The 21731-nt window shown below is 63.4% G+C and carries 19 protein-coding genes; 13 read left to right on the top strand and 6 right to left on the bottom strand.

The window, feature by feature from the left end:
* The first annotated feature begins 55 nt into the window (after positions 1-55).
* Entirely contained in the window at positions 56-595 is a 540-nt protein-coding gene (locus FNU76_RS14170; protein WP_144278801.1) for a PPC domain-containing DNA-binding protein, read from the top strand.
* 4 nt (positions 596-599) lie between these two features.
* Here the strand turns inward: FNU76_RS14170 and FNU76_RS14165 are convergent, their stop codons facing one another.
* Complete coding sequence (locus FNU76_RS14165; RefSeq protein ID WP_308418551.1) at positions 600-1598, bottom strand: FecCD family ABC transporter permease; 999 nt, start codon at positions 1596-1598, stop codon at positions 600-602.
* 129 nt (positions 1599-1727) lie between these two features.
* Between FNU76_RS14165 and FNU76_RS14160 the strand changes: the two genes are divergently transcribed.
* The 6 genes from FNU76_RS14160 to FNU76_RS14135 all read left to right on the top strand — a co-directional run bounded on the left by FNU76_RS14160 (position 1728) and on the right by FNU76_RS14135 (position 9692).
* Positions 1728-4538 carry a valine--tRNA ligase gene (locus FNU76_RS14160; RefSeq protein WP_179958119.1) on the top strand — a complete coding sequence of 937 codons (2811 nt, stop codon included), beginning with the start codon at positions 1728-1730 and terminating at the stop codon, positions 4536-4538.
* 88 nt (positions 4539-4626) lie between these two features.
* Positions 4627-5976 carry an anti-phage deoxyguanosine triphosphatase gene (locus tag FNU76_RS14155; protein ID WP_144278800.1) on the top strand — a complete coding sequence of 450 codons (1350 nt, stop codon included), beginning with the start codon at positions 4627-4629 and terminating at the stop codon, positions 5974-5976.
* A 268-nt stretch (positions 5977-6244) separates the two neighbouring features.
* Positions 6245-6958, top strand: coding sequence for a SapC family protein (locus tag FNU76_RS14150; protein ID WP_144278799.1), 714 nt, complete (start codon positions 6245-6247; stop codon positions 6956-6958).
* Positions 6959-7030: 72 nt separating this feature from the next.
* Positions 7031-7705 carry a TIGR01621 family pseudouridine synthase gene (locus FNU76_RS14145; protein WP_144278798.1) on the top strand — a complete coding sequence of 225 codons (675 nt, stop codon included), beginning with the start codon at positions 7031-7033 and terminating at the stop codon, positions 7703-7705.
* A 125-nt stretch (positions 7706-7830) separates the two neighbouring features.
* Positions 7831-8964 (top strand): SPFH domain-containing protein, encoded by a 1134-nt coding sequence (locus tag FNU76_RS14140; protein ID WP_144278797.1) that lies wholly within the window; start codon positions 7831-7833, stop codon positions 8962-8964.
* Between the two features lie 5 nt (positions 8965-8969).
* Positions 8970-9692, top strand: coding sequence for a substrate-binding periplasmic protein (locus FNU76_RS14135; RefSeq protein WP_144278796.1), 723 nt, complete (start codon positions 8970-8972; stop codon positions 9690-9692).
* 53 nt (positions 9693-9745) lie between these two features.
* Here the strand turns inward: FNU76_RS14135 and FNU76_RS14130 are convergent, their stop codons facing one another.
* Positions 9746-10072, bottom strand: coding sequence for a BON domain-containing protein (locus tag FNU76_RS14130; RefSeq protein ID WP_144278795.1), 327 nt, complete (start codon positions 10070-10072; stop codon positions 9746-9748).
* Between the two features lie 299 nt (positions 10073-10371).
* On the opposite strand from FNU76_RS14130, the gene FNU76_RS14125 reads away from it, so the two are divergent.
* Both FNU76_RS14125 and FNU76_RS14120 read left to right on the top strand, forming a co-directional pair.
* Positions 10372-11457 (top strand): TFIIB-type zinc ribbon-containing protein, encoded by a 1086-nt coding sequence (locus FNU76_RS14125; RefSeq protein ID WP_144278794.1) that lies wholly within the window; start codon positions 10372-10374, stop codon positions 11455-11457.
* 113 nt (positions 11458-11570) lie between these two features.
* Positions 11571-11783 (top strand): DUF3330 domain-containing protein, encoded by a 213-nt coding sequence (locus FNU76_RS14120; RefSeq protein WP_144278793.1) that lies wholly within the window; start codon positions 11571-11573, stop codon positions 11781-11783.
* 16 nt (positions 11784-11799) lie between these two features.
* Here FNU76_RS14120 and FNU76_RS14115 read toward each other — a convergent pair whose 3' ends face one another.
* The 3 genes from FNU76_RS14115 to FNU76_RS14105 form a co-directional block, all read right to left on the bottom strand.
* Positions 11800-12792, bottom strand: coding sequence for a hypothetical protein (locus tag FNU76_RS14115; RefSeq protein ID WP_144278792.1), 993 nt, complete (start codon positions 12790-12792; stop codon positions 11800-11802).
* Positions 12789-13361 carry an RNA polymerase sigma factor gene (locus FNU76_RS14110; RefSeq protein WP_144278791.1) on the bottom strand — a complete coding sequence of 191 codons (573 nt, stop codon included), beginning with the start codon at positions 13359-13361 and terminating at the stop codon, positions 12789-12791. The genes FNU76_RS14115 and FNU76_RS14110 overlap by 4 nt, the downstream gene beginning before the upstream one ends.
* Positions 13362-13437: 76 nt before the next feature.
* Entirely contained in the window at positions 13438-15279 is a 1842-nt protein-coding gene (locus tag FNU76_RS14105) for a vWA domain-containing protein (RefSeq protein WP_223879023.1), read from the bottom strand.
* Between the two features lie 84 nt (positions 15280-15363).
* On the opposite strand from FNU76_RS14105, the gene FNU76_RS24615 reads away from it, so the two are divergent.
* On the top strand, positions 15364-15966 hold the full coding sequence (locus FNU76_RS24615) for a hypothetical protein (RefSeq protein ID WP_223879022.1): 603 nt from the start codon (positions 15364-15366) through the stop codon (positions 15964-15966).
* 4 nt (positions 15967-15970) lie between these two features.
* Here the strand turns inward: FNU76_RS24615 and FNU76_RS14095 are convergent, their stop codons facing one another.
* Positions 15971-18322, bottom strand: coding sequence for a DUF2339 domain-containing protein (locus tag FNU76_RS14095; protein ID WP_179958118.1), 2352 nt, complete (start codon positions 18320-18322; stop codon positions 15971-15973).
* A gap of 501 nt (positions 18323-18823) precedes the next feature.
* Here FNU76_RS14095 and FNU76_RS14090 point away from each other — a divergent pair.
* From FNU76_RS14090 to FNU76_RS14080, 3 genes are all read left to right on the top strand, one after another.
* Complete coding sequence (locus FNU76_RS14090) at positions 18824-19495, top strand: response regulator transcription factor (protein ID WP_144278789.1); 672 nt, start codon at positions 18824-18826, stop codon at positions 19493-19495.
* 122 nt (positions 19496-19617) lie between these two features.
* Positions 19618-20814 (top strand): AGE family epimerase/isomerase, encoded by a 1197-nt coding sequence (locus tag FNU76_RS14085; RefSeq protein ID WP_144278788.1) that lies wholly within the window; start codon positions 19618-19620, stop codon positions 20812-20814.
* A complete protein-coding gene (locus FNU76_RS14080; RefSeq protein WP_144278787.1) occupies positions 20808-21731 on the top strand; it encodes a carbohydrate kinase family protein in 924 nt (307 codons plus the stop codon). Before FNU76_RS14085 ends, FNU76_RS14080 begins: the two co-directional genes overlap by 7 nt.

Genomic DNA, 21731 nt, shown 5'->3' with positions numbered 1-21731 from the left:
TAATAAAACATCAAAAAATGATCTCCACCCATGCAAATTTAAATAGGAATACATAATGCCCGGCAAATTAGCAGCCCTGCTGCTTGCAAGCAGCATAATGACCCTATCCACCGCCCAGGCGGATATCCCTGCCATAGCAACCGGCACCGCCGCCGTCAATAAATCAAACTGCAGTCAAATAGCCGATACCACCCAAGCATTCGTCCTGGTACTCGACAGCGGCGATGCCCTCATCGAAAGCATCACGCAGTGCGCGAAGGATGCAAAACTGCCAGGCGCCGCCATCAGCGGGCTCGGCCAACTGCACGACCCTACCCTCGCCTATTTCAGCAGCGACCCCGCCGCGAAGCCTGTCTTGACCACGTTCAAGGGTTTTTACGAACTCGCCAGCCTTACCGGCAACATTAGCAATAACGACGGCGATTATTACTCGCATATTCATGTCGTCATGGGCGACAAAAAATTCCACGCTATTGCAGGGCATATCGCCGCAGCCAAAACCGGCATGACGATTGAAGTCACCATCAAGCCATTTTCCGCCGGCTTGCAAAGGGTGGTCGATCCCAACACCGGATTTGGCCCCATCGTCCATTAATTGCTTATCGCCCCATCCTCACCAGCAGAAACAGAAAGAACGGCCCCCCTACCACGCTCAGCACGGCACCAATAGGCAACTCGGATGGGACGATGGCGGTACGGGCCAGCCAGTCGGCAGCCAGCAGGCAGGCTGCGCCGACCAGGGCCGAGGCCGGCAGCAGCGCGCGATGTCCCGGTCCCAGCAGGCGCCGGGCGAGATGAGGGGCGATCAGGCCGACAAAGCCCAGGGCACCGCAGGCGGAAACGGTCAGCGCCACCACCAGCGCGGTCAGCGCCACCAGCCGGCGGCGCAGGGCCACCAGGTCGAATCCGAGATGCCAGGTTTCGCGCTCCCCCAGCAACAAGGCGTCCAGTGCCCTTACTTCACGCCATAGCAGTCCCACGCAAAGCAGCAAGGCCGGCACCAGCCAGGCCAGCATGGTCCAGCCGGCGCCGGCCAGACTGCCCAAGGCCCACAGGCTACTGCCGCGCAGGGCGCTGTCGTCCGCCAGGTACGAAAGCAAGGCCAGCCCGCCGCCGGCCAGGGCATTGATGGCCACGCCGGCCAGCAACAGGCGGGCGGCATCCTGGCCACGCCCGATGGACCAGGCCAGCCAGGTAGCCGTCAGGCTGCCGACGAAGGCCGCCGGCGCAATCGCAAGCGTTGGCAGCCATACCCGCGCCACCGATACCGCCAGCGCGGCGCCGGCCGAGGCGCCTATCAGTCCCGGTTCTGCCAAGGGGTTGCGGAATACCGCCTGCAGCACGCTGCCGGCCAAGGCCAGCGCCGCGCCGGCCACCAAGGCCAGCACGATGCGCGGCAAGCGTACGTCGAGCAAGACGCTACGCCACATCTGGCCGGTTTCATCCTCAGGCCGGGCCAGCAACAGGTCCGGGATACGCCAGGCGGGAATCGCCACCGCCCCGCTGGCCGCCGACAGCACGGTCAGCACGCCCAGCACCAGCAAGCCGGCGAACAGGGCATTGGGAAGATGGCGGGCGGCGAGCGGCAGAGGGCGCAAGGGGTTTCCTAAGACGGGTGGATCAGGGTGAAATGTTATTCGTTTTCATGACGTTTTTTCCGCACCATACCTGACACGACGCCGGCAGCCTATAATCCACGGTTTTGCAACATTTCCGAGCCCAATATCATGGAACTGGCCAAAAGCTTCGAACCCGGCGACATCGAGCGCCGCTGGTACCAACACTGGGAACAGGCCGGCTATTTCAAGCCCAGCCTGGACGCCGCCGCCCCGGCCTTCAGCATCCAGCTGCCGCCGCCCAATGTCACCGGCACGCTGCATATGGGTCATGCCTTCAACCAGACCATCATGGACGGTCTGACCCGCTATTACCGCATGAAAGGCCACAACACGGCCTGGGTACCGGGCACCGACCATGCCGGCATCGCCACCCAGATCGTGGTGGAACGGCAGCTGGCCGAGCAAGGCGTCAGCCGCCATGACCTGGGCCGTGAAGCCTTCAATGACAAAGTCTGGGAATGGAAGGCCAAGTCGGGCGGCATCATTACCGACCAGATGCGCCGCATGGGCTGCTCGGTCGACTGGGAACGCGAATATTTCACCATGGACGAAGTCCGTTCGGACGTGGTGGCCGAAGTCTTTGTCCGCTTGTTCGAGCAGGGCCTGATCTACCGTGGCAAGCGCCTGGTGAATTGGGACCCCAAGCTGGGCACCGCCGTTTCCGACCTGGAAGTGGTGAGCGAGGAAGAAGACGGCCATATGTGGCATATCCGCTATCCCGTGGTGGATAGCGATGAATTCCTGGTGGTGGCCACCACCCGGCCGGAAACCCTGCTGGGCGACGTGGCCGTGGCGGTTCACCCGGACGATGCCCGCTACACCCATCTGCATGGTAAGCAGCTGAGCCTGCCGCTGACCGGCCGGCGGATCCCGGTGATCGCCGACGACTATGTCGATGCCGCCTTCGGCACCGGCTGCGTCAAGATCACCCCGGCGCATGATCTGAACGACTACCAGGTCGGCAAGCGCCACGACACCCGCCTGATCAATGTGATGTCCTTGCAGGCCACCATCCTGGCCAAGGCCGAAGTGTTCGGCTACGACGGCCAGGCTGGCGATGGCATCGCCCTGCCCGCCGCCTATGCCGGCCTGGACACCCGCGCCGCCCGCAAGGCGGTGGTGGCCGATCTGGACGCGCAAGGCCTGCTGCAGGAAGTAAAGCCCCACAAGCTGATGGTGCCGCGCGGCGACCGCACCGGTTCGGTGATCGAACCGATGTTGACCGACCAGTGGTTCATGGCCATGCGCAAACCGGACGCCGACGGCAAGAGCATCACCGACAAGGCGATCGCCGCGGTGGAATCGGGCCAGGTGCGCTTTATCCCGGAAAACTGGGTCAATACCTACAACCAGTGGATGAACAATATCCAGGACTGGTGTATCAGCCGCCAACTTTGGTGGGGGCATCAAATCCCGGCCTGGTACGACGAGGACGGCCGTATCTATGTCGCCCGTAGCGAAAGCGAAGCCCAGGCGCAGGCGCCGGGCAAGCAGCTGCGCCGCGATGCCGATGTGCTGGATACCTGGTTCAGCTCGGCGCTGGTGCCGTTCAGCACCATGGGCTGGCCGAACGAAACGCCGGAACTGAAGATGTTCATGCCGTCCAGCGTGCTGGTCACCGGCTACGAGATCATCTTCTTCTGGGTGGCCCGCATGATCATGATGACCACCCATTTCACCGGCCAGGTCCCTTTCCGCGACGTGTATATCCACGGCATGGTGCGCGATAGCGACGGCAAGAAGATGTCGAAATCGGAAGGCAATGTGATCGACCCGGTCGATTTGATCGACGGCATCGCGCTGGACCCGCTGCTGGCCAAGCGCACCACCGGCCTGCGCCGGCCCGAGACCGCGCCCAAGGTGGAAAAGAAGACCCGCGCCGACTTTCCGGACGGTATCCCCCCCTACGGCACCGACGCGCTGCGTTTCACCATGGCCAGCTATGCCACGCTGGGCCGCAATGTGAACTTCGACTTCAAGCGCGCCGAAGGCTATCGCAATTTCTGCAACAAGCTGTGGAACGCCAGCCGCTTCGTGCTGATGAACCTGGAAGGCCATGACTGCGGCCAGGACGAGAGCCTGCCGCTGGAATTCTCCTTCATCGATAAATGGATCATCGGCCGCTTGCAGCAGGCCGAGCTGGACGTCACCGAAGCACTCGATACCTATCGCTTCGACCTGGCCGCGCAAGCCATCTATGAATTCGTCTGGAACGAATACTGCGACTGGTACGTGGAACTGGCCAAGGTGCAGATCCAGGGCGGCAACGAGGCCCAGCAACGCGCCACCCGCCGTACCCTGGTGCGGGTGCTGGAAGTGGCGCTGCGCCTGGCCCACCCCATCACCCCGTTTATCACCGAGGAACTGTGGCAAACCGTGGCGCCGCTGGCCAACGCCAAGCGGACCGAGTCGGTGATGGTAGCCAAATGGCCGGTCGCCCAGCCGGAAAAGATCGACGCGGCCGCCAATGCCCGCATGGAGAGTTTCCGCGCCCTGACCATGGCCGCCCGTACCCTGCGCAGCGAAATGAACCGGGGCCCGTCGCAACGGGTACCGCTGTTCCTGGAGGGGACGGCCGCCGAGCTGGCCGAATTCGGTCCTTACCTGGCGCTGCTCTGCCGCTTGTCCGAAGTGCAGGTAGTGCCGCAGCTGCCGGCCGACGACGCCCCGGTGCAAGTGGTCGGCGCGACCCGCCTGATGCTCAAGGTTGAAATCGACAAGGCGGCGGAAACGATACGGGTGAGCAAGGAAGTGGCCCGCCTGGAAGGCGAGATTGTCAAAGCCACCGCCAAGCTGGCCAACCCGTCCTTCGCCGACAAGGCGCCTGCCGCGGTGGTGGAGCAGGAGCGCATCCGCCTGGCCGGTTTCAGCGAGACTGTGGAAAAGCTGAAGACGCAGTTGGTCAAGCTGGCCAGTTAAGTCGGTTAGCGATGGAAAAGGGCGCGCCAGGCCGGCGCGCCCTTTTTTATGGGAGCAGGTGCTCCGGAATCGGATCAGGGACAACAATATGAAAAATCTCTACGAACGACTCGGGCCGGATTCCGGCCGGGCCTTTGAGACCCGCTCGGCCAACGAACGCGACTATGCCCGCATCGTCCACTCGGCAGCCTTCCGGCGCCTACAGGGCAAGACCCAGACCCTGGGTGTGGGCGAAAGCGATTTTCCCCGTACCCGCCTGACCCATTCGCTGGAAGTCTCGCGGGTGGGGGTTGGCATCGTCCACTCGCTCAAGAAGCGCCTGGGCAAGGGCGACGATGGGCTGGGCCTGCCGGCGGTCAAGCATGCCGAGGTCACCGAGCTGATGCCCAGCGATCAGCTGATGCAGAGCATCTGCCTGGCCCACGATATCGGCCATCCGCCCTTCGGCCATGGCGGCGAGGTCGCCTTGAACTTCCATATGCGCCACTTCGGCGGATTCGAGGGCAATGGCCAGACCCTGCGCATCCTCAGCCGGCTGGAAGCGTATACGCCCCAGCACGGCATGAACCTCACCCGCCGCGCCCTGCTGGGCGTGCTGAAGTATCCCTTGCCCTTCAGCGCGGTGGTCAACAGCAGCTTGTGGCCCGAGGGCGGCAACCTGGCCGACCATCCCATCGAACGCATGAAGCCGCCCAAGTGCTATCTGGATAGCGAGCAGGATGTCGTGAACTGGCTGCTGGAACCGTTCAGCGAGCAGGACCGCGGCTATCTGCAGGCCAGCCAGCCGATCAGCGAATTCGGCCATGGCAAGCCCCTGTGCAAGGCTTTCGATACCTCCATCATGGAATTGGCCGACGATATCTCCTACGGCGTGCATGACCTCGAGGATGCCGTCTCGCTCGGCCTGGTGCGCCGTGACGATTGGCGCCACACCTTCGATGTCCAGGCGCAGGCGGCGGAACTGCCTGGCTGGTTCGATGAGCCGCGTCTATTCGGCCTGTTCTTCGGCCAGCCTTACGAACGCAAGGAAGCCATCGGCGAAATCGTCCACCGCCTGATGCTGGGCATCCAGCTGAGCGCGGACGAACGATTCGAACATGTCCTGCTGGCCCACCAAGCGGTACTGCCGGCGCCGGAACGGCACCTGCTGCGTTGCCTGCACGGCATGGTGGTCAGGCATGTGATCGGCCTCCCGGCGGTGCAGATGCTGGAATACAAGGGACAGCAGATGGTAAGCGAACTGTTCCGTGTGTTTGCCGGCGATCCTCGCCGCTTCCTGCCGGAAGCCCTGGTGCGCCGCCATGGCGAAGCCGCCTCCAAGACCGACGCGCTGCGCGTGGTATGCGATCATGTCGCCAGCCTGTCGGATGATCACGCCGCGCGCCTGTACCAGAAATTATTCCTGCCCAAGATGGGCTCGGCCTTCGACGTGATGTAAGGGAATCGTGCCGGTATTGTGGCGTCCTAGCCGCACCCGCCAAAGCGGGCATGCCGGCGGCGACAGCACCGAAAGCCGCCTCTCCGTCCGCTTTCGCGACAGCGATCGGATGGTCGGGCCAGCGACGGTAGCAACGGAACCATCGCCGCGAACGGTTGCTACGGTTATCATCGCCGCGGGCCTTTTGGCGTAGCTGCTACGTCACCGCAATCATTCACTGGCCGAAGCGGAAGCCCGCGCTTTCGCCGGCCGCCTTCGAGGGAATACCATGTTCTACAAAGATGTCGTCCCGCTGGACGCAAAGAAGCACGCCGACCTGAAGCTGAGCCTGGCCCAGAACTATGTCTTCGCTCGCAATGTGCATGCCGTGCCCCTGGTGGGCGGCGAATTCACCAGCGCCATGCGCGAATACGCCATCGTGTTCGCCCAGACCGGCGAGAACACCTACGCGTCCACCGTGATGCTGGGCCTGAAGTCGGAAGACAATCTGTTCGTCGATGCCGACGGCAAGTGGAATGCCCAATACGTTCCCTTCTTTGTCCGCCGCTTCCCCTTCGTTACCGTGGAAGTCGAAAACAACGACGCCATCCTGTGCATCGAGGAAACCGCCGCCAAGGCCATCCAGCGCCAGGAAGACGTGGCCATGTTCGAGAACGGTGAAGCCAGCGAGCAGATGAAGCAGTTCGCCAGCCTGATGTTCCAGTCGCGCGACGATGCCAACCGCTCCACCGAATTCGCCAAGCAACTGGGCGACGCTGGTCTGTTGCGCCAGGTATCGGCCAGCGCCGAGCTGCCGGACGGCGAGAAGGTCAGCATGGACGGCATGTGGGTGGTGGACGAGGAGAAGCTCCGCGCCCTGCCGGCCGCCAAGGCCGACGAATGGTTGAAGAACGGCATGATGTCGCTGATCTACGCGCATCTGTTCTCGCTGCCGAACCTGGAAGGCCTGGTTGAGCGCATGCAAAAGCGCACAGCCAGCTGATCTATCGTTTTTAGCGGTACCACAACGGCGCGATACTCGCGCCGTTGTCGTTTCTGCCTGCCGGAGCTTGCCGTGCCCGTACTGCCCATCCTTGCCGAAGACCCGCGCTTTATCCTGATCAACAAGCCAGCCGGCCTGAGCTTCCACACCGAAGCGGACTGCCCCGGCGTACTGGCCGTACTGCGGGCCCAAACCGGCTTGAGCGATTTGCACGCCGTCCATCGGCTCGACCAGCTTACTTCCGGACTGCTGCTGTTCGCCCGCGGCCCCGAGGCCGCCGCGCAATTCGGCGCGCTTTTCGCCGAGCGGCGCATCAGCAAGCACTATCTGGCGCTTTCCGACCGTAGCCCCAAGAAAAAACAGGGCCTGATCAGCGGCGATATGCAAAAAGGCCGCAATGGCAGCTGGCGATTGCTGCCCAGCCGGCAAGACCCGGCCACCACCCGCTTCTACAGCAGCGGGCTCGGCAATGGCTTGCGCCTGTTCCTGCTAAGGCCGTTGACCGGCCGCACGCACCAGCTCCGCGTCGCGCTCAAATCGCTGGGCAGCCCCATCCTCGGCGATAGCCGCTATGCCGGCAGCCCGGCGGACCGTGCTTATTTACATGCCTACACCCTTGAATTCGGCCTGGGTGACGATATCTTTCGCTTTGTCTGCCCGCCCGAGCAAGGCGAACATTGGCAGACCGAGGCCTGCCGGCAATCCGTGCATGGCTTCGCCGAACCATGGGCGCTGGCTCGGGCTTGAGCCGGACCGGGATTCATCCCGGCCGGACAGCGCCGAGAGGCGGATTTTTCGCTGCATCCCTAGGCGGCGAGGCTGGGCAGGTCTATCTTGTAAGCCTTCAGCGCAGTAATCCACAGGAGTAGGAAATGGGTCTCTGGAACAAACTGACCAACGAATTGATCGACATCGTCGAATGGACCGAGGATCGCCCGGAAGTCATGGCTCACCGGTTCGAACGCTACCAGAACGAACTCAAGAACGGCGCCAAGCTGACCGTGCGCGAGGGACAGCTGGCCGTCGTGGTCAATGAGGGGCAGTTGGGCAAGGGCCAGGTCGCCGATGTGTTCACGCCCGGCATGTATGAACTGAATACGCAGAATCTGCCGATACTGGCCACCCTCAAGGGCTGGAAGTACGGCTTCAATTCGCCGTTCAAGGCCGAGGTGTATTTCTTCAATACCCGCAAATTCACCGATATGAAATGGGGCACGGCCGGCCCGGCCACCATGCGCGACCCCGAGTTCGGCGCGGTACGGGTAACCGCCTTCGGGCTGTATGTGATCCGCATCACCGATCCCAAGACTTTCCTGGTGGACCTGATGGGCACCAAGGCCGAGTTCACCACCGAGGACATCGAAGCCAATCTGCGCGGCAAGGTCGGCTTGCGCATCAAGGAAGTCATGCCGGAAATCGGCGTGCCGGTGATCGACCTCGAAGGCAAGGTCACCCTGGTCGGTGAAAAGATCAAGGAACGCATAGCCGCCGATTTCACCAGCATGGGCCTGGAGCTGTGCGAAATCCAGGTACAGGATATCGGCCTGCCCGAGGAAGTCGAGAAGGCCATCGACCAGCAGGGCGCCATGCGCGCCATCGGCAATATGCAGCAGTTCGGCCAGTACCAGGCTGCGCAGGCCATGCGCGATGCCGCACAGAACCCCGGCATGGCCGGGACCATGATGGGCGTGGGCGTGGGTGGCATGCTGAGCCAGGGCATGGGCAATCTGTTCCAGGCAGGCGCCCAGACCGGCGGCGGCATTGCCGGCACGGCGCCCGCCGCCGCGCCGCCACCGCTGCCTACGGCGATCAGCTTCCATGTCGCCATCAATGGCCAGCAGGCCGGTCCGTTCGATCTGGCTGCCTTGCAGGCCCAAATGGCAGCGGGTAATTTCAACGCCGACTCGCTGGTCTGGAAAGCCGGCATGAGCGGCTGGGCCAAAGCCTCCGAGCAGGCCGAGCTGACCATGCTGTTTGCCAATACGCCTCCCCCACTACCGGTGTAACCATCATGCGACTACGCCACTTCCTGGTATTGCTGTTATCCCTTGCCACCGTCGCCGTCCAGGCGACGGATCTCATGCCGGTACGTATCGCGGCGGTGGAAAATGATGAAGGAACCGAGCGATATTACGAAGTGGTCGTCCGCGAGGCCTACCGCCGCATCGGACAGCCGGTGGAGTTGACTTACATGCCGGCGGCACGCGGCCTGGTGGCCGCCAATACCGGCAAGTCCGATGCCTTGCTGGCCCGCCTGCCGGTGATCGAGGATACCTACACCAATATGCGGCGCATCCCCACCTCGATCGGGCCGATGAGCTTTCTGGCGGTCAGCATGAAGCCTTCGCTGGAAGTCCGAAATTGGGAAGATATGCGGGCCTTGAGCATAGGCGTGCGGCGCGGCTACAAGATCGCCGTGGACAAGACGGCCGGCATGAATGTCAGCCTGGTGGACTCGTATGAAAACATGTTCCGGATGATGGCCCAGGGGCGGGTGGATGTCGTGGTGATACGCGAGCCTGGCGTGGCGCCCACCCTGCGGGCCCTCAAGTCCGCCGGCGTACTCAATGGCACGGAAACGTTTCGCTCTTCCGTGCTGGAATATCTTTCGGCCTATCACTACATCAACGTGGAGCGAGGCAATCTTATCGGCCCCCTGGACCAGGCGCTCAAGGCCATGACCAAGGACGGCTTCCTGGAAAAGGCGATGCGTGAGGCCCGTGGCGGCAATTGAGTACGCATGAAAAAAGGGGGCGCGCCCCCTTTTTTCATATCCGTCGTACCGATCTATCCTTGTACCTTGATGGAATCCCTGACTTCCTTCACGCCAGGCATCTGCCTGGCCAGCGCCAGCGCGCGGGTCTTGGCGGTGGCGCTGGCATTACCGGACAAATGCACCACGGCGAACTGGGTTTCCACCTTGATCTGGCTGGCGGCCAACTCGGGATCGCCGCTGAAGGCGGTCTGGATGGCATCGGTCAGGGTACGGTCATCGACAATGACCACCTGGCCGGCTTCCGGCGCCGGGCTGGCGGTCGATTCGGCCAGACCTGGCTGGGCGGCGATCAACAGCGCGAGTGCGGAGAGGATGGAAAATCCTAGGCTGGATTTCATGACATCACCTTTCTGGTTTGATTCAAGCTTGGCATGATTGACTACAGTGGAAATCCTTGCGCAGGCACGGGCCACAAGCGGCTCGCGTGCTTGGCACCTTCCCTTCTATGCAAAAGCCATGCCTGGCATAAATAACCTGACAAAACAATGACTTGGGAAATCACCGCTACAAGCACAGCAACCCATCGCGTCGTGACAACCCGACAAGCAAATCCGCTGACTCGCTAACCACTTGAAAACAAAATGCTTTTCCTGTCTCCTGCCGGCGACAGCAAGCAACGCCTCAACCGGGACCCTGCATGAGCACGACCACTTACCCCTGCCAACAGTGCGGCGCCAAACTGGAATTCGCCCCGGGCCAGCACGCCCTCAAATGCCCCTATTGCGGGGGCGAGAACGAAATCGCCGTTGCCGACAGCCAGACAACGGCCTTGGCGGTGGAAGAATTGGACTACGCCGGCTACCTGGCCAAGGCGGCCGGCAACGAGGCCCAGATCACACGCCAGACGGTGAAATGCACGGGCTGCGGCGCGCAATCGCAATTACCCGCCAATATGGTGGCCGACCGCTGTCCCTTCTGCGCCGTGCCCTTGATCGCCAGCCAGGCCTATGCACTCCGCACCATCCAACCCCGCGCGGTGGCGCCGTTCGATATCAAGGAAAGCGATGCCAGGGATCGGTTCAAGCGTTGGATCCACGGCCTGTGGTTCGCCCCGAATGCGCTCAAGCAAGCCTATCGGGCGGCAAGCGGACTGAAGGGTATCTACCTGCCTTATTGGACCTACGACGCCAACACCGACACGCCCTACCGGGGCGAGCGCGGCGACCACTACTACGTCAGCGAGAGCTATACCGAAAACGGCCAGACCAAGACGCGCCAAGTGCAAAGGACCCGCTGGTCATCCGCGTCGGGCGAAGTACAGGTGAGCTTCGACGACATCACGGTCCCGGCCAGCGTTTCGCTGCCGCGCGACTATCTGGACAATCTGGAGCCCTGGCAATTGGGCAAGCTGCAACCCTACCGCGAAGACTTCCTGGCCGGTTTCAGCGTGGAAGCTTATCAGGTGGGATTGGAGCCCGGATTCAAGACCGCCTGCACCCGCATGGAAAGCGATATACGCCGGGCCATCGAAAGCGATATCGGCGGCGATGTGCAGCGCATCCACAGTATGTCGCCGCATTATTACGACATCCGCTTCAAGCATATCCTGCTGCCGATCTGGCTATCGAGCTACCAATACGGCGGCAAGACCTGGCGCTTCCTGGTCAACGGCCAGACCGGCGAGGTACAGGGCGAGCGCCCGTGGTCGGTGTGGAAAATCGCCTTCGCCGTGCTGGCCGCCTTGCTGGTGCTGCTGGTCATTTACACACTGTCACAACGATAGCCAAATACCGTATAGCGCAATTATCTCATTCAATTTAACAAGCTCGGTGGATGGGCGTAGCCTGATTTCAGACGGCTCGCAATGGACCAAGCCGCCAAGGCAAGGAGAAAGCCATGAACCCCGCCACCGAAGCCACCGTCATCGAAACACTGGCATGCAGCGTCTGCCTGCAGGAAATCCCCAGTTCCGAAGCAAGCAGCAGCGAGGCGCGCGACTATGTCGCCGGCTTCTGCGGCCTGGACTGCTATGTGCAATGGCAAGCCCAGGGCGATGCTGAGCAAACAGCCCAGGCACCGACACGCCCAACCGAAGTCACACCGCCCTAGGATTGGTACCGGGCATTCAGCGGGGCGGCTCCTCCAAGCGAGCCAACTCCGCCGGCAGCACATAATCCGGCCAGCGTTCGCGCAAGGTCTTCAGCAGTCGTTTCGCCTCCGCTTCCCGTCCCGTCTCCAGCAGGTTGAGGATGGCGGCTTGCATGGCTTGTGGAGACTCATCGAGCTTGCTCGCCGGGGGCGGCACCTCGTTCATCCTCTTTTGCAAGGCAGGGGCGGCAGCCTTGGCACGCGGCTCGGCCTTGGGTGCGGCGGACTCCCCGGCAATAGCTGACTCGTACGGTACAGCCGGTGCTACCGCCTTGTTGAGCGGGGGACTGGCCACGCCGGCAGCCGGCAAAGGTGGTGCAACGATGGCCGATGGCGGGACAGGCGACAGCCAGACCGGTGCGGCCGCCGCCGACGTGGTTTGCGGGAATAAGCGGCCGGTCACCTGCAAAGTCGGCTCAGCCAGATCAGCGCGCATTTCCTTGCGCTTTTCCATCTGCTGGTCGGCAGCGGGAGCAGCCCCTACCGAGGCGCTCCGTTCCGCAGCGAGCGGCGGCGGTGCCATGGGTTTCGGCAGGGCCACGACCGCTTCAGGTGCGGCCGATGGAGTCTCCGCAGCCGGCGCGGGTATCGATACCGGTGCCGTGATCGGCACCGAGTCCATCATGTCGGTCGATGCAGAAGGGGGAATAGGCAGCGCCTCCTCCAGCTTGGCTTGACCGGAATCGCGCAATTGCAGGCTGACACCCACGGCCAGCACCACGGAAGCGGCCAAGCCCAAGGGCATCCGCCAGTTGTGGCGCGGACGGGGCGGTGCTGCGTCAGCATTGGCTGCCGCAGCACCGGCTGCCGGGAATTTCAACACCTGCGCACTTGGCCGCACGGCCTCGCACGCGGCGGCCAGGATGGCGGCATCCAGTGCCAGCGGCGGCACGGCGGGCTCAAGTGCCGCAAAGGCAGCACTCACATCGGCGTTTTCAAGTTCATCATCAGGTAGATTCGGATTCATCATGGCAGCTCTCCTGCCAGCGCCAGTTTCAATTTGGCCATGGCGTAGCGCAAACGGCTCTTGGCGGTTTCCATCGGCACGCCTACCAGGCTCGCGATGTCCTCCAGGCTCATCTCGGCCTGCTCCCGCAGCAGGAAAACCTCTCGCTGTACCGCCGGCAAGCCCCTCAAGGCGGCATCCAAGGCCATGCCCGTGCGCTTATCGAGCAAGATGCGGGCCGGATCGCTCCGGGCCGGGGCGGCAAAGCGCTCGTAAGGATCGCCCGCCTCTTCCGAAACAAAGTCGCCCAGCAGGGCCGGCTCATGCAAGCGAATCCGGTCGATCAGCTTGTTGCGGGCGATACCATACAGCCAGGTGCGAAAAGCAGCGGTTGGGCTGTAATCCGCCCGCGCCTTGACCACCGCCAGCCAGCTATCCTGAAAAAGATCATCCACCCAGGCCGTGCGCGGCGACTGGCGCTGGATAAAACCATACAGCCCTTGTTTATGGCGCAGGTAAAGCTGCTCGAATGCCGCGGCATCGCCCTGGGCGTATGCGAGCATCAACACGGTGTCGTCGGTAATGGGCAACATGGGTAACTAGTGTAGCGGAAGCCAAGCATCCCCAGCGGGGATGCATTGGCTTTTTCGCTACACTTTAAGCACTCGCTTACTGCTGTACCCGCATACTCAGATCCACCAATCTCAGGAACTCGCCACGATAACCAAAGCGGTCCTCGCCCCTGGCATTGGCCGCCAGCGCGCGAATCTGCGACAGGTCGAACTTACCCAGATACTTGCCGTCGTCACCCAGCCGCTGGCCGAACGCAGCCACTGCGGCGGCAAAGCGGAAATCCTCGCTGGCCTCCGCCTTGACGGCATCGCGCCGAACCGGAAACTCCATCAGCTGGCTGGCCTCGCCATGCGCGGCCTTGTAGCGCAGCCGCAAAAAGCCCAGCTCCTGCGCCATGCCGCTCTGCAAGGGCTTATCGCTACCGTAACGCAGCGGTTCGATCTGGCCGGGTTTGCCTGCCAGCCGGATCTCGTACAGCGCCGTGACGCGATGGCCGGCGCCGATCTCGCCGGCATCCACCTTGTCGTTGCTGAAGTCCTCGCGCTTGAGGGCGCGGTTCTCGAAGCCGATCTGGCGATACTCCAGCACATTTGCCGGATTGAACTCCAGCTGGATCTTCACATCGCGGGCCACCGTTGCCAGGGTCGAGGTGAACTCGTCGGCCAGTACCTTCTGCGCTTCGTTCAGATTGTCGATATAGCTATATGCGCCATCGCCGGCATCGGCCAACTGTTCCATCAGTTGCTCGTTGTAGTTGCCGTCGCCAAACCCAAGCGTGGAGAGCGACACCCCGGACCGGCGCTTTTCCGCCACTCTGTCCTTGAGTGTCTCGAAGCGGCTGATACCGACATTGAAGTCGCCGTCGGTCGCCAGCAGGATGCGGTTGATACCCTGCTTTTCAAACCCCTGCTCGGCCATCTGGTACGCCAGCTCGATCCCCGCCGCGCCGGCCGTGGAACCACCGGCCCGCAATTGTTCGATGGCGGCATGGATAACGGCCTTGCGGTCGCCGGCGGTCGGTTCCAGCACCACCGCGGTACCGCTGGCGTAGGTGACCAGCGATACGTGATCCTGCGGCCGCAACTGGTTGACGAACATCTTGAGCGACTGCTTGAGCAGCGGCAGTTTGTTCGGCTGTTCCATCGAACCCGATACATCGACCAGAAACACCAGATTGGCGGGCGGCAGGCTGGATTTGGCCGGGTCGGCGGCCTGGATGCCTATGCGGAGTAAAAGACTGTCCGGATTCCACGGCGTGGGTGCCAATTCGGTGGTCACGGCGAAAGGCGCGGCCCGCTGCGGCAAGGGATAGGCATAGGGGAAGTAGTTGACCAGTTCTTCCACCCTGACCGCATCGCGCGGCGGCAATTGGCCAGCATTGAGCATGCGGCGGATATTGCTGTAGCTGCCGGTATCCACATCGATGCTGAAGGTGGAAACCGGCGTCTCGGCCACCCTCACCACGCCGTGCCGCTCGGTATGCTGATAGCGCTCCCGGTTTTCCGGTTCAGCGTAGGGCGCCGGCGTACCGGCGACATAGGCCATCGATGCCCCCGACTGGGGAGAGTTGGGCGCCACGCCAACCCGCTTGTGCAGGATGGCGCTACCCGTCACGGCCAGGGTAGCCGGCTGCGAAACGGGCGCCATCACGCGATCCGCCGCCATCTCCTTGGCTTTGCCATCCGGTTTTGCCGGGTAGTAAGGCGGAGGAGGCGGTTTTGGCGCATCGACCGGCGCGACGCTGGCGGCCTCATCCTTCCTCTGCGATGGCGCGGGCGACGCCACCGCTTCATTGACACTGGCAACCCCGGCCGGCGCGGCTGCCGGCGCCACTTCCGAGCGGGTGGAGCAGGCCGCCAACCACACTGCGGCCAACAAGACGGGAAGTACGCGGCAGGCCGGCAGCATGGCCTGGGACAAGGGGGCGGGACGCTTCATTTTCTTGACTCCTCGGGTTGGGATGAAGCTTGAACGGCCCGGGGTCGTCATTCGGGTTGATTGGCGACGAATATTTTTCCATTTATGAAAATCACCCGCTGGAAACGCAAGCTAGCGAGCCACCAGTCCTGCCAATTTCCAGAGGCATATGGGGGCATCGGTATCCAGAGCCGGGAGGAAGCCATGACGGGAACGCGCTTGCCGGGACCACTGGGTCTCGAACGCAATGCAATGGCAATGGAGCGTGGTACCCGGCCGTTGGCCGTGATGCCCAGACCCGGTCCTCTGGGCATCGAAGCGGCGACATCGGCTGAAACCGCCGCCATCGATATCGACAAGGCGGTGAAGCTGTTGAATGCCCGCGCCCATCCAAGCAGCCACAAACGCTGTGCGCACTATATCGGGCGGGCATTGGAAGCCGGCGGTGCCATCATCGCCAAACCCCGATATGCCAAGGATTATGGGCCGGCCCTGCTGTCCATCGGCTTTCGAGCCGTGCCAAAGACCGGCTATCTCCCCCAAAAAGGCGATGTGATCGTCCTCGATCCCCCGCAGGGGAAAATCGCCGGGCACATCCAGATGTTCAATGGCGATATCTGGGTGTCGGATTTCAACCAGCACGCCGAGATCTATCCCGGCGGGGCCTATCGACGAGAGCAAGTGGATTACCGCATCTATCGGCCATGATCGCTCATTTGCGCTTCTCCGCCGGCGGCGCCGGTGCAAACCAGCCTACCGCCACCAGTAGCAAGCCCACCCCGATAAACGAGACGATACGCGCCAAGCCGCCAGCCGCGGACAGATCGATGACAAATAGCTTGAGCACGGTCAGCGCGACCAGACCGGCCCCCAGCAGCCACAGCATTCGCCAGCCCTGGCGGGTGGCGCGCCACATGGCGGCCAGGGCCGTGGTGGTCCAGAGCAGCGACAAGGCCGCCTGGTAGCCGTGGTCGGACCAAAGCGCGTCCCTTGTAAAGGCCACGCCGTCCCAATGATGGAAACCATGTGCCAGCAGCGAGTTCAACCAGGCGAAGGCAAGGATGGCCAGGCCGGCCATCAGCGTGCCGCGCTCGGCTGCCAGCTTGGCACCGGGGTAGGGACTTCGCAGCCAGGCCAGCAAACCTGCGGCTGCCAGCAGCCAACCGACGTCCAGCGGATTGAGCAGCGGCAGCCAGGACATTGGCCGGCTGTCGCCGCTACTGGCCCACGGTGCGATCAACAGCGCCAAGGCGGTCGCGCCCGCCATAGGCAGGGGCGCCAACCAGCGATACTCGCGTCGATAGCGGCGCGCTGGCCATTTACTCAATAGTGCAGGCATCGCCAGGCTACCCAGCACCCCGCCGGCCGTGGCCAAGCCACCCAGCCATGGCCAGGCCGAACCCAGACCCAAGCGATCGGTGGCATCGGCCAAGATCCAGCAAAACAGCAAGGCAAGCAGCCATATGCTGGTGATATGGGCCAGGCGACGACCTGGACGGGGCAGCGTTGTTTCGTCGAAGCGCAGGCTGGCCGCGCCGACCAGCAGCGCCACGGGCCAGGCCAGCCAGCCACCGTCCTGCAAGGGCGTGGCCAGCCTATCCACGGCTACCAGCACCACCACCAGCAAGGCCGGGCTCAGGGCCAGGGCCGGCAAACGGGCGGCCGGCCAGCGCAGGGCAGGCGCAAGTGCGGTCGTCAGCGCGCCCATGCCGGCCAACAAGCCGACGGTTGCGGCGATCTGCCATTGGTCGGCAACAAAGTATGAGATGGTCAGACCGCCTGTGGCGGACGCCAACAATAGCCCCCACAGCAACAAGGCGATATGTGGCCCGCCCGGGTTGCGCCTGCCACTGGCGGCGCCAGCCAACCATGCCGCGGCGGCCACCATGACACCGCCCAGCAAGGGACCATTCAGCCAGCTGGCCTCGCGCGCCAGCGAGTCCAACTGCGCCAGCGCGATCAAACCGCCGGCGAATATCAACAGGTAGCCACTGTAGCGGCTAAACCTGCGTTCCTGCCGACAACCCAGCCAGACCAGGCCCGCGCCTTCCAGTGCCCAGCCGGCGCTGGTCCATTCGGCATCGCAGGCCAGGGGCAAGGTCAGGGTGGCAAAGCCTACCGCCAGCGTGCAAAAAGCCTCGGCCAGCAAGCTCATGCCGGGCCGCTGGCGCAAAACTCGCCACAGTACGCCATAGACCAGCGCCATTACCGCGGCCGACCAGGCACTGCCATACGGAAAGCCATGGACCAAGGCCGCCTGCAGGCCAAAGCCCACCAGCGGGACACCGAACACCAAGGTGGCATCGACCGGATCGCGCGCCAATTGGCCCATGCCCGCCTCCTCGCTGCGGCGCCGGGCAAAGGCCACCGCCAGCAGTACATAAAGGAGCCAAAAGCCGATCAGGAAAGGCTCGGTGCTCGGGAACTGATCGGACCGGTAGCGCAATACGCCCCAGGCGGTGCCGATGACGAAGGTGAACAGGAAACCCAGCAGATTCAGTCCACGCCAGGCACGCGCCCGGGCCACCGCGGCGATGCCCAAATTCAGCAGCGCGTAATAGCCGAACAGCACCACATGGCTCCCCTGGCCGGTGCTGGCCAGGATGGGCGCCAGAAAGCCGCCCGCCAGCCCGATGATCGCCAGCGCCTGGGCCGATTGGGCCAGGGCCAGCGCGGCGGAGAAACTGGCCATCCCGGCCAGCAAGGCAAAGGCGGCTCCGGCCGGCAGCAGCCCATGCAGGCGGAAAGCAGCGAATATGGCCAAAAAGGCGATACCCAGGCCACCGCCTTGCAGCGCATGGGCGAATACCGGTTTGTGCTCACGTTGCCGCCAGCCGAAAGTGATCGCCCCCGCAGCGCCGGCCAGCACGGCCAAATAACGCATCTCGACGGGAAAACGTACATATTGCGCGGCATACTTCAACAGGAAGGCTACCCCCATCAAGAGCAGCAGCACGCCGACCTTGACGGCGGGATTGCCCTCCACCAGCCAGCGCGGCAGCCGTTCGAGCAGGCTGGGCGAAGGCTCGGCAGGCAGGATGACCGCCACCGGCTCGCGGGACACCCGCGCGGGGGCGCTTGAACCACTTCGGCAGCCGCTGCAACGGTGGCTATCGGCTCGGGTAAGGGCGGGGCCGGCACGCTCACCGGCATATCGGTAGCAGTCACATCGGTACCGGCGATAAGCGATCGGTCGCGCATGGCCGGCTGCGGAACGGCCGGCGGCCGCGGCTCGCCGACCGGTGGCTGGAATCCATCCAGCCTGGCGCTCAGGCGATCCAGCAGCACCGTACGCTCCCGGTCGCGGGCCAGCAAAAAGCCCAGCACGGCGCCCCATAACCAGCCGCCTTCCAGCCCGCTCCAGCCGCCCAGCGCCATGCCTATCAATATCCCCAGCCACGCCATTGTTGTTCTCGCTTTGTGTCGTCCTGCCAACTAGCTTGGCCGAGTGGCCGGCACTGCGCAAGCTGCGTAGCGGACTGGCGGCCACACGCATAGAATCGGGCCTTCCATCCAGCCTGCCCCCCGATCCCGCCGACCAACCGGCATAGAAGAACAAGCCGCCATGAAACTTTTTCTCGCCGAAGACGACGCCGTATTGGCTGATGCCCTGTTGACCAGCCTGAAACGGTTGGGCTTCGAGATCGAGCACGCCGGCAATGGATTGCAAGCACAACAACGCCTATTGGCGGCCCACTTCGATGCGGTGATTCTCGATATCGGCCTGCCCGGCCAGAGCGGCCTGGCGGTGTTGCGCCAGGTCAGGCCACACAAGCCTGCCCTGCCCATCCTGATCCTGACGGCGCTGGACGGCCTGGAAGACCGGGTGGCCGGCCTGGATGCGGGTGCCGACGATTACTTGGCCAAGCCTTTCGAATTCGTCGAACTGGAAGCCCGCCTGCGCGCACTCCTGCGCCGCAGCAAGGCCGCCTATACACCACGCGGCGAAGCACGCTTCGGCCGCCTGCGGCTGGATCGAGCCGGGCAACGCGCCTGGGCAGGGGATACGCCACTGGATCTATCGGCGCGCGAGCTGGCCGTATTGGATGTACTGCTGAGCCATGCCGACCGGGTGGTCACCAAGGAACAGATTGCTGCCGAGCTGAGCGGCGACGAATTGGGCGCCAACGCCATCGAGGTCTATGTGCATCGCCTGCGCAAGAAGATAGAACCGGCCGGTGTAGGTGTGCGGGCGGTACGCGGGCTGGGATATCTGCTGGAAGCACGGTCCGAATAAGGCACGCCCGTGCTGCGCCGCAATATCGATGATTGGGCACCGGGGCTTACGTATTGCTTACAATCCGCCTGGCCCGTGGCATGCATTCTGCCGGGCAGATTGTTTACCCGGAGTCCCATCAGATGAACTTGCCCGATTTCCGCAGCCCCGGTTTTCTCCTGGACCACATCCGTCATACCTTGGGCTTCTACCAGCCGCGAGCCAGGGACGACAGCGGTGGATTCCATCATTTCTTCAAGGATGACGGCACGGTGTATGACCGCCACACCCGTCATCTGGTCAGCAGCACCCGCTTTGTCTTCAACCATGCGATGGCCTACCGCCGTTTCGGCGAACCGGACGACCTGGCCGCACTGAAGCATGGCCTGCGTTTTCTGCGCGAAGTACACCGCGATCCGCACAGCGGCGGCTATGCCTGGCTGCTCGACTGGCGCGACGGCGGCAAGACGGTGCTGGACGACACCAACCACTGCTACGGCCTGGCCTTTGTCCTGCTGGCCTACGCCCATGCCTTGCTGGCGGGCGTGGCGGAAGCCGACGATTGGTTGCGGGAAACCTACGATTTGATGGAAAAGCGCTTCTGGCAAACCGGGCATGGCCTCTATGCCGACGAGGCGGGGCCGGATTGGCAGCTTCGCCCCTATCGCGGCCAGAACGCCAATATGCATGCCTGCGAAGCCCTGCTGGCCGCCTTCGAAGCCAGTGGCGACAAGCGCTATCTGGACCGCGCCGAGCTGTTGGCACAACATATCTGCCAACGCCAGGCTGCCTTGGCGGACGGCATGATCTGGGAACACTATCATGCCGACTGGACGGTGGACTGGACGTACAACCGGCATGACAGCCGCAATATCTTCCGCCCCTGGGGCTTCCAACCCGGTCATTTGAGCGAGTGGGCCAAGCTGCTGCTGATATTGGAGCGCCACCGGCCGGCTCCCTGGCTGTTACCGCGCGCCGAAGCGCTATTCATCGCCGCCATGGAGCATGCCTGGGATGCGGTGAACGGCGGCTTGGCTTACGGCTTCGCACCGGACCGCAGTATTTGCGACGCCGACAAATACTTCTGGGTGCAGGCCGAGAGCCTGGCCGCCGCGGCACTGCTGGGCACGCGCACCGGCAATGCCGAATACTGGCATTGGTACGACAAACTGTGGGCCTATGCATGGCAGCACTTCGTCGATCACGAGCACGGCGCCTGGTACCGCATCCTGGCGCCGGACAACCGCAAGCTGACCGATGAGAAAAGCCCGGCCGGCAAGACCGACTATCACACCATGGGTGCCTGCTACGAAGTGCTGGGAGTGGTGGAGACATGTTGAATACCCTGCCTGAATTCATTGCGCCGGGCGAAGCGCTGACCGACCTGATACGTACCGGTCCGGACAGCTGGCATAGCCGGGTCGGCGGCGCCACCTGGAATGTGGCGCGCGTCATGGCCGGGCTGGGTGTGCCTAGCGCCTTCGCCGGCGCCATCAGCCGCGACTGTTTTGGCGACGCCTTGTGGCAGGCCAGTGCGGACGCCGGGCTCGACTTGCGCTTTTTGCAGCGCCCGGATAAGTCTCCGCTTTTGGCCGTGGTGCACGAGACCCGCCCACCCCGTTACTTTTTTGTCGGCGACGATGCCGCCGATCTGCACTTCCAGCCCGCATTGCTGCCGGAAGGTTGGATGGCGGCGGCAGGCTGGGCGCATTTCGGCGGCATCAGCCTGGCACGCGAGCCCCTGGCGGCGCGCTTGCTGGACTTGGCCACCGAATTGAAACACGCCGGTGTGCGCATCAGCTATGACCCGAATTTCCGGGCGCTGATGGATAGCCGCTACGACGTGACGCTTGAGCGGATGACCGCGTTGGCCGACGTGGTGAAGGTTTCCGACGAGGATTTGTGCGGCCTATTCCGTTGCGACGATGCCGAGGACGCTTTCGTCCGGCTTCGCGCCTATCATCCCGATGCGCTCTATCTCTACACCCGAGGCGCTGAAGGCGCGTCGCTGCACCAGGGCGGGCAGGCATGGACTTGCAGACCGCCCAGCATAGCGGTAGTCGATAGCGTGGGTGCCGGCGATGCCAGCATGGGCGGTTTACTGTACAGCCTGATGCGTAGGCCCGAACACCCGGGCGAAAGCCATCTACGCTTCGCGGTGGCTGCCGGTGCGGCGGCCTGCCTAGCGGTAGGCGCGACCCCGCCCAGCCTGACCGCCATTCACGCCCTGCTCGACCCCGCTCAGGCAGGAGCCTGA

The sequence above is a fragment of the Chitinimonas arctica genome (assembly GCF_007431345.1).
In the GTDB taxonomy this organism is placed as follows: Bacteria; Pseudomonadota; Gammaproteobacteria; order Burkholderiales; family Chitinimonadaceae; genus Chitinimonas; species Chitinimonas arctica.
Note: the sequence above shows the minus strand (reverse complement) of the source record. Positions and strands in the feature narration are given on the sequence as shown.

What these genes read in the sequence shown, in the direction of transcription:
- FNU76_RS14085 (WP_144278788.1), top strand. Translation starts at nt 19,618, where the DNA reads ATGAACTTGCCCGATTTCCGCAGCCCCGGTTTTCTCCTGGACCACATC.
- FNU76_RS14130 (WP_144278795.1), bottom strand. Translation starts at nt 10,072, where the DNA reads ATGAAATCCAGCCTAGGATTTTCCATCCTCTCCGCACTCGCGCTGTTG.
- FNU76_RS14125 (WP_144278794.1), top strand. Translation starts at nt 10,372, where the DNA reads ATGAGCACGACCACTTACCCCTGCCAACAGTGCGGCGCCAAACTGGAA.
- FNU76_RS14155 (WP_144278800.1), top strand. Translation starts at nt 4,627, where the DNA reads ATGAAAAATCTCTACGAACGACTCGGGCCGGATTCCGGCCGGGCCTTT.
- FNU76_RS14140 (WP_144278797.1), top strand. Translation starts at nt 7,831, where the DNA reads ATGGGTCTCTGGAACAAACTGACCAACGAATTGATCGACATCGTCGAA.
- FNU76_RS14090 (WP_144278789.1), top strand. Translation starts at nt 18,824, where the DNA reads ATGAAACTTTTTCTCGCCGAAGACGACGCCGTATTGGCTGATGCCCTG.
- FNU76_RS14135 (WP_144278796.1), top strand. Translation starts at nt 8,970, where the DNA reads ATGCGACTACGCCACTTCCTGGTATTGCTGTTATCCCTTGCCACCGTC.
- FNU76_RS14080 (WP_144278787.1), top strand. Translation starts at nt 20,808, where the DNA reads ATGTTGAATACCCTGCCTGAATTCATTGCGCCGGGCGAAGCGCTGACC.
- FNU76_RS14150 (WP_144278799.1), top strand. Translation starts at nt 6,245, where the DNA reads ATGTTCTACAAAGATGTCGTCCCGCTGGACGCAAAGAAGCACGCCGAC.
- FNU76_RS14120 (WP_144278793.1), top strand. Translation starts at nt 11,571, where the DNA reads ATGAACCCCGCCACCGAAGCCACCGTCATCGAAACACTGGCATGCAGC.
- FNU76_RS14110 (WP_144278791.1), bottom strand. Translation starts at nt 13,361, where the DNA reads ATGTTGCCCATTACCGACGACACCGTGTTGATGCTCGCATACGCCCAG.
- FNU76_RS14160 (WP_179958119.1), top strand. Translation starts at nt 1,728, where the DNA reads ATGGAACTGGCCAAAAGCTTCGAACCCGGCGACATCGAGCGCCGCTGG.
- FNU76_RS14115 (WP_144278792.1), bottom strand. Translation starts at nt 12,792, where the DNA reads ATGATGAATCCGAATCTACCTGATGATGAACTTGAAAACGCCGATGTG.
- FNU76_RS14105 (WP_223879023.1), bottom strand. Translation starts at nt 15,279, where the DNA reads ATGAAGCGTCCCGCCCCCTTGTCCCAGGCCATGCTGCCGGCCTGCCGC.
- FNU76_RS24615 (WP_223879022.1), top strand. Translation starts at nt 15,364, where the DNA reads ATGAAAATCACCCGCTGGAAACGCAAGCTAGCGAGCCACCAGTCCTGC.
- FNU76_RS14170 (WP_144278801.1), top strand. Translation starts at nt 56, where the DNA reads ATGCCCGGCAAATTAGCAGCCCTGCTGCTTGCAAGCAGCATAATGACC.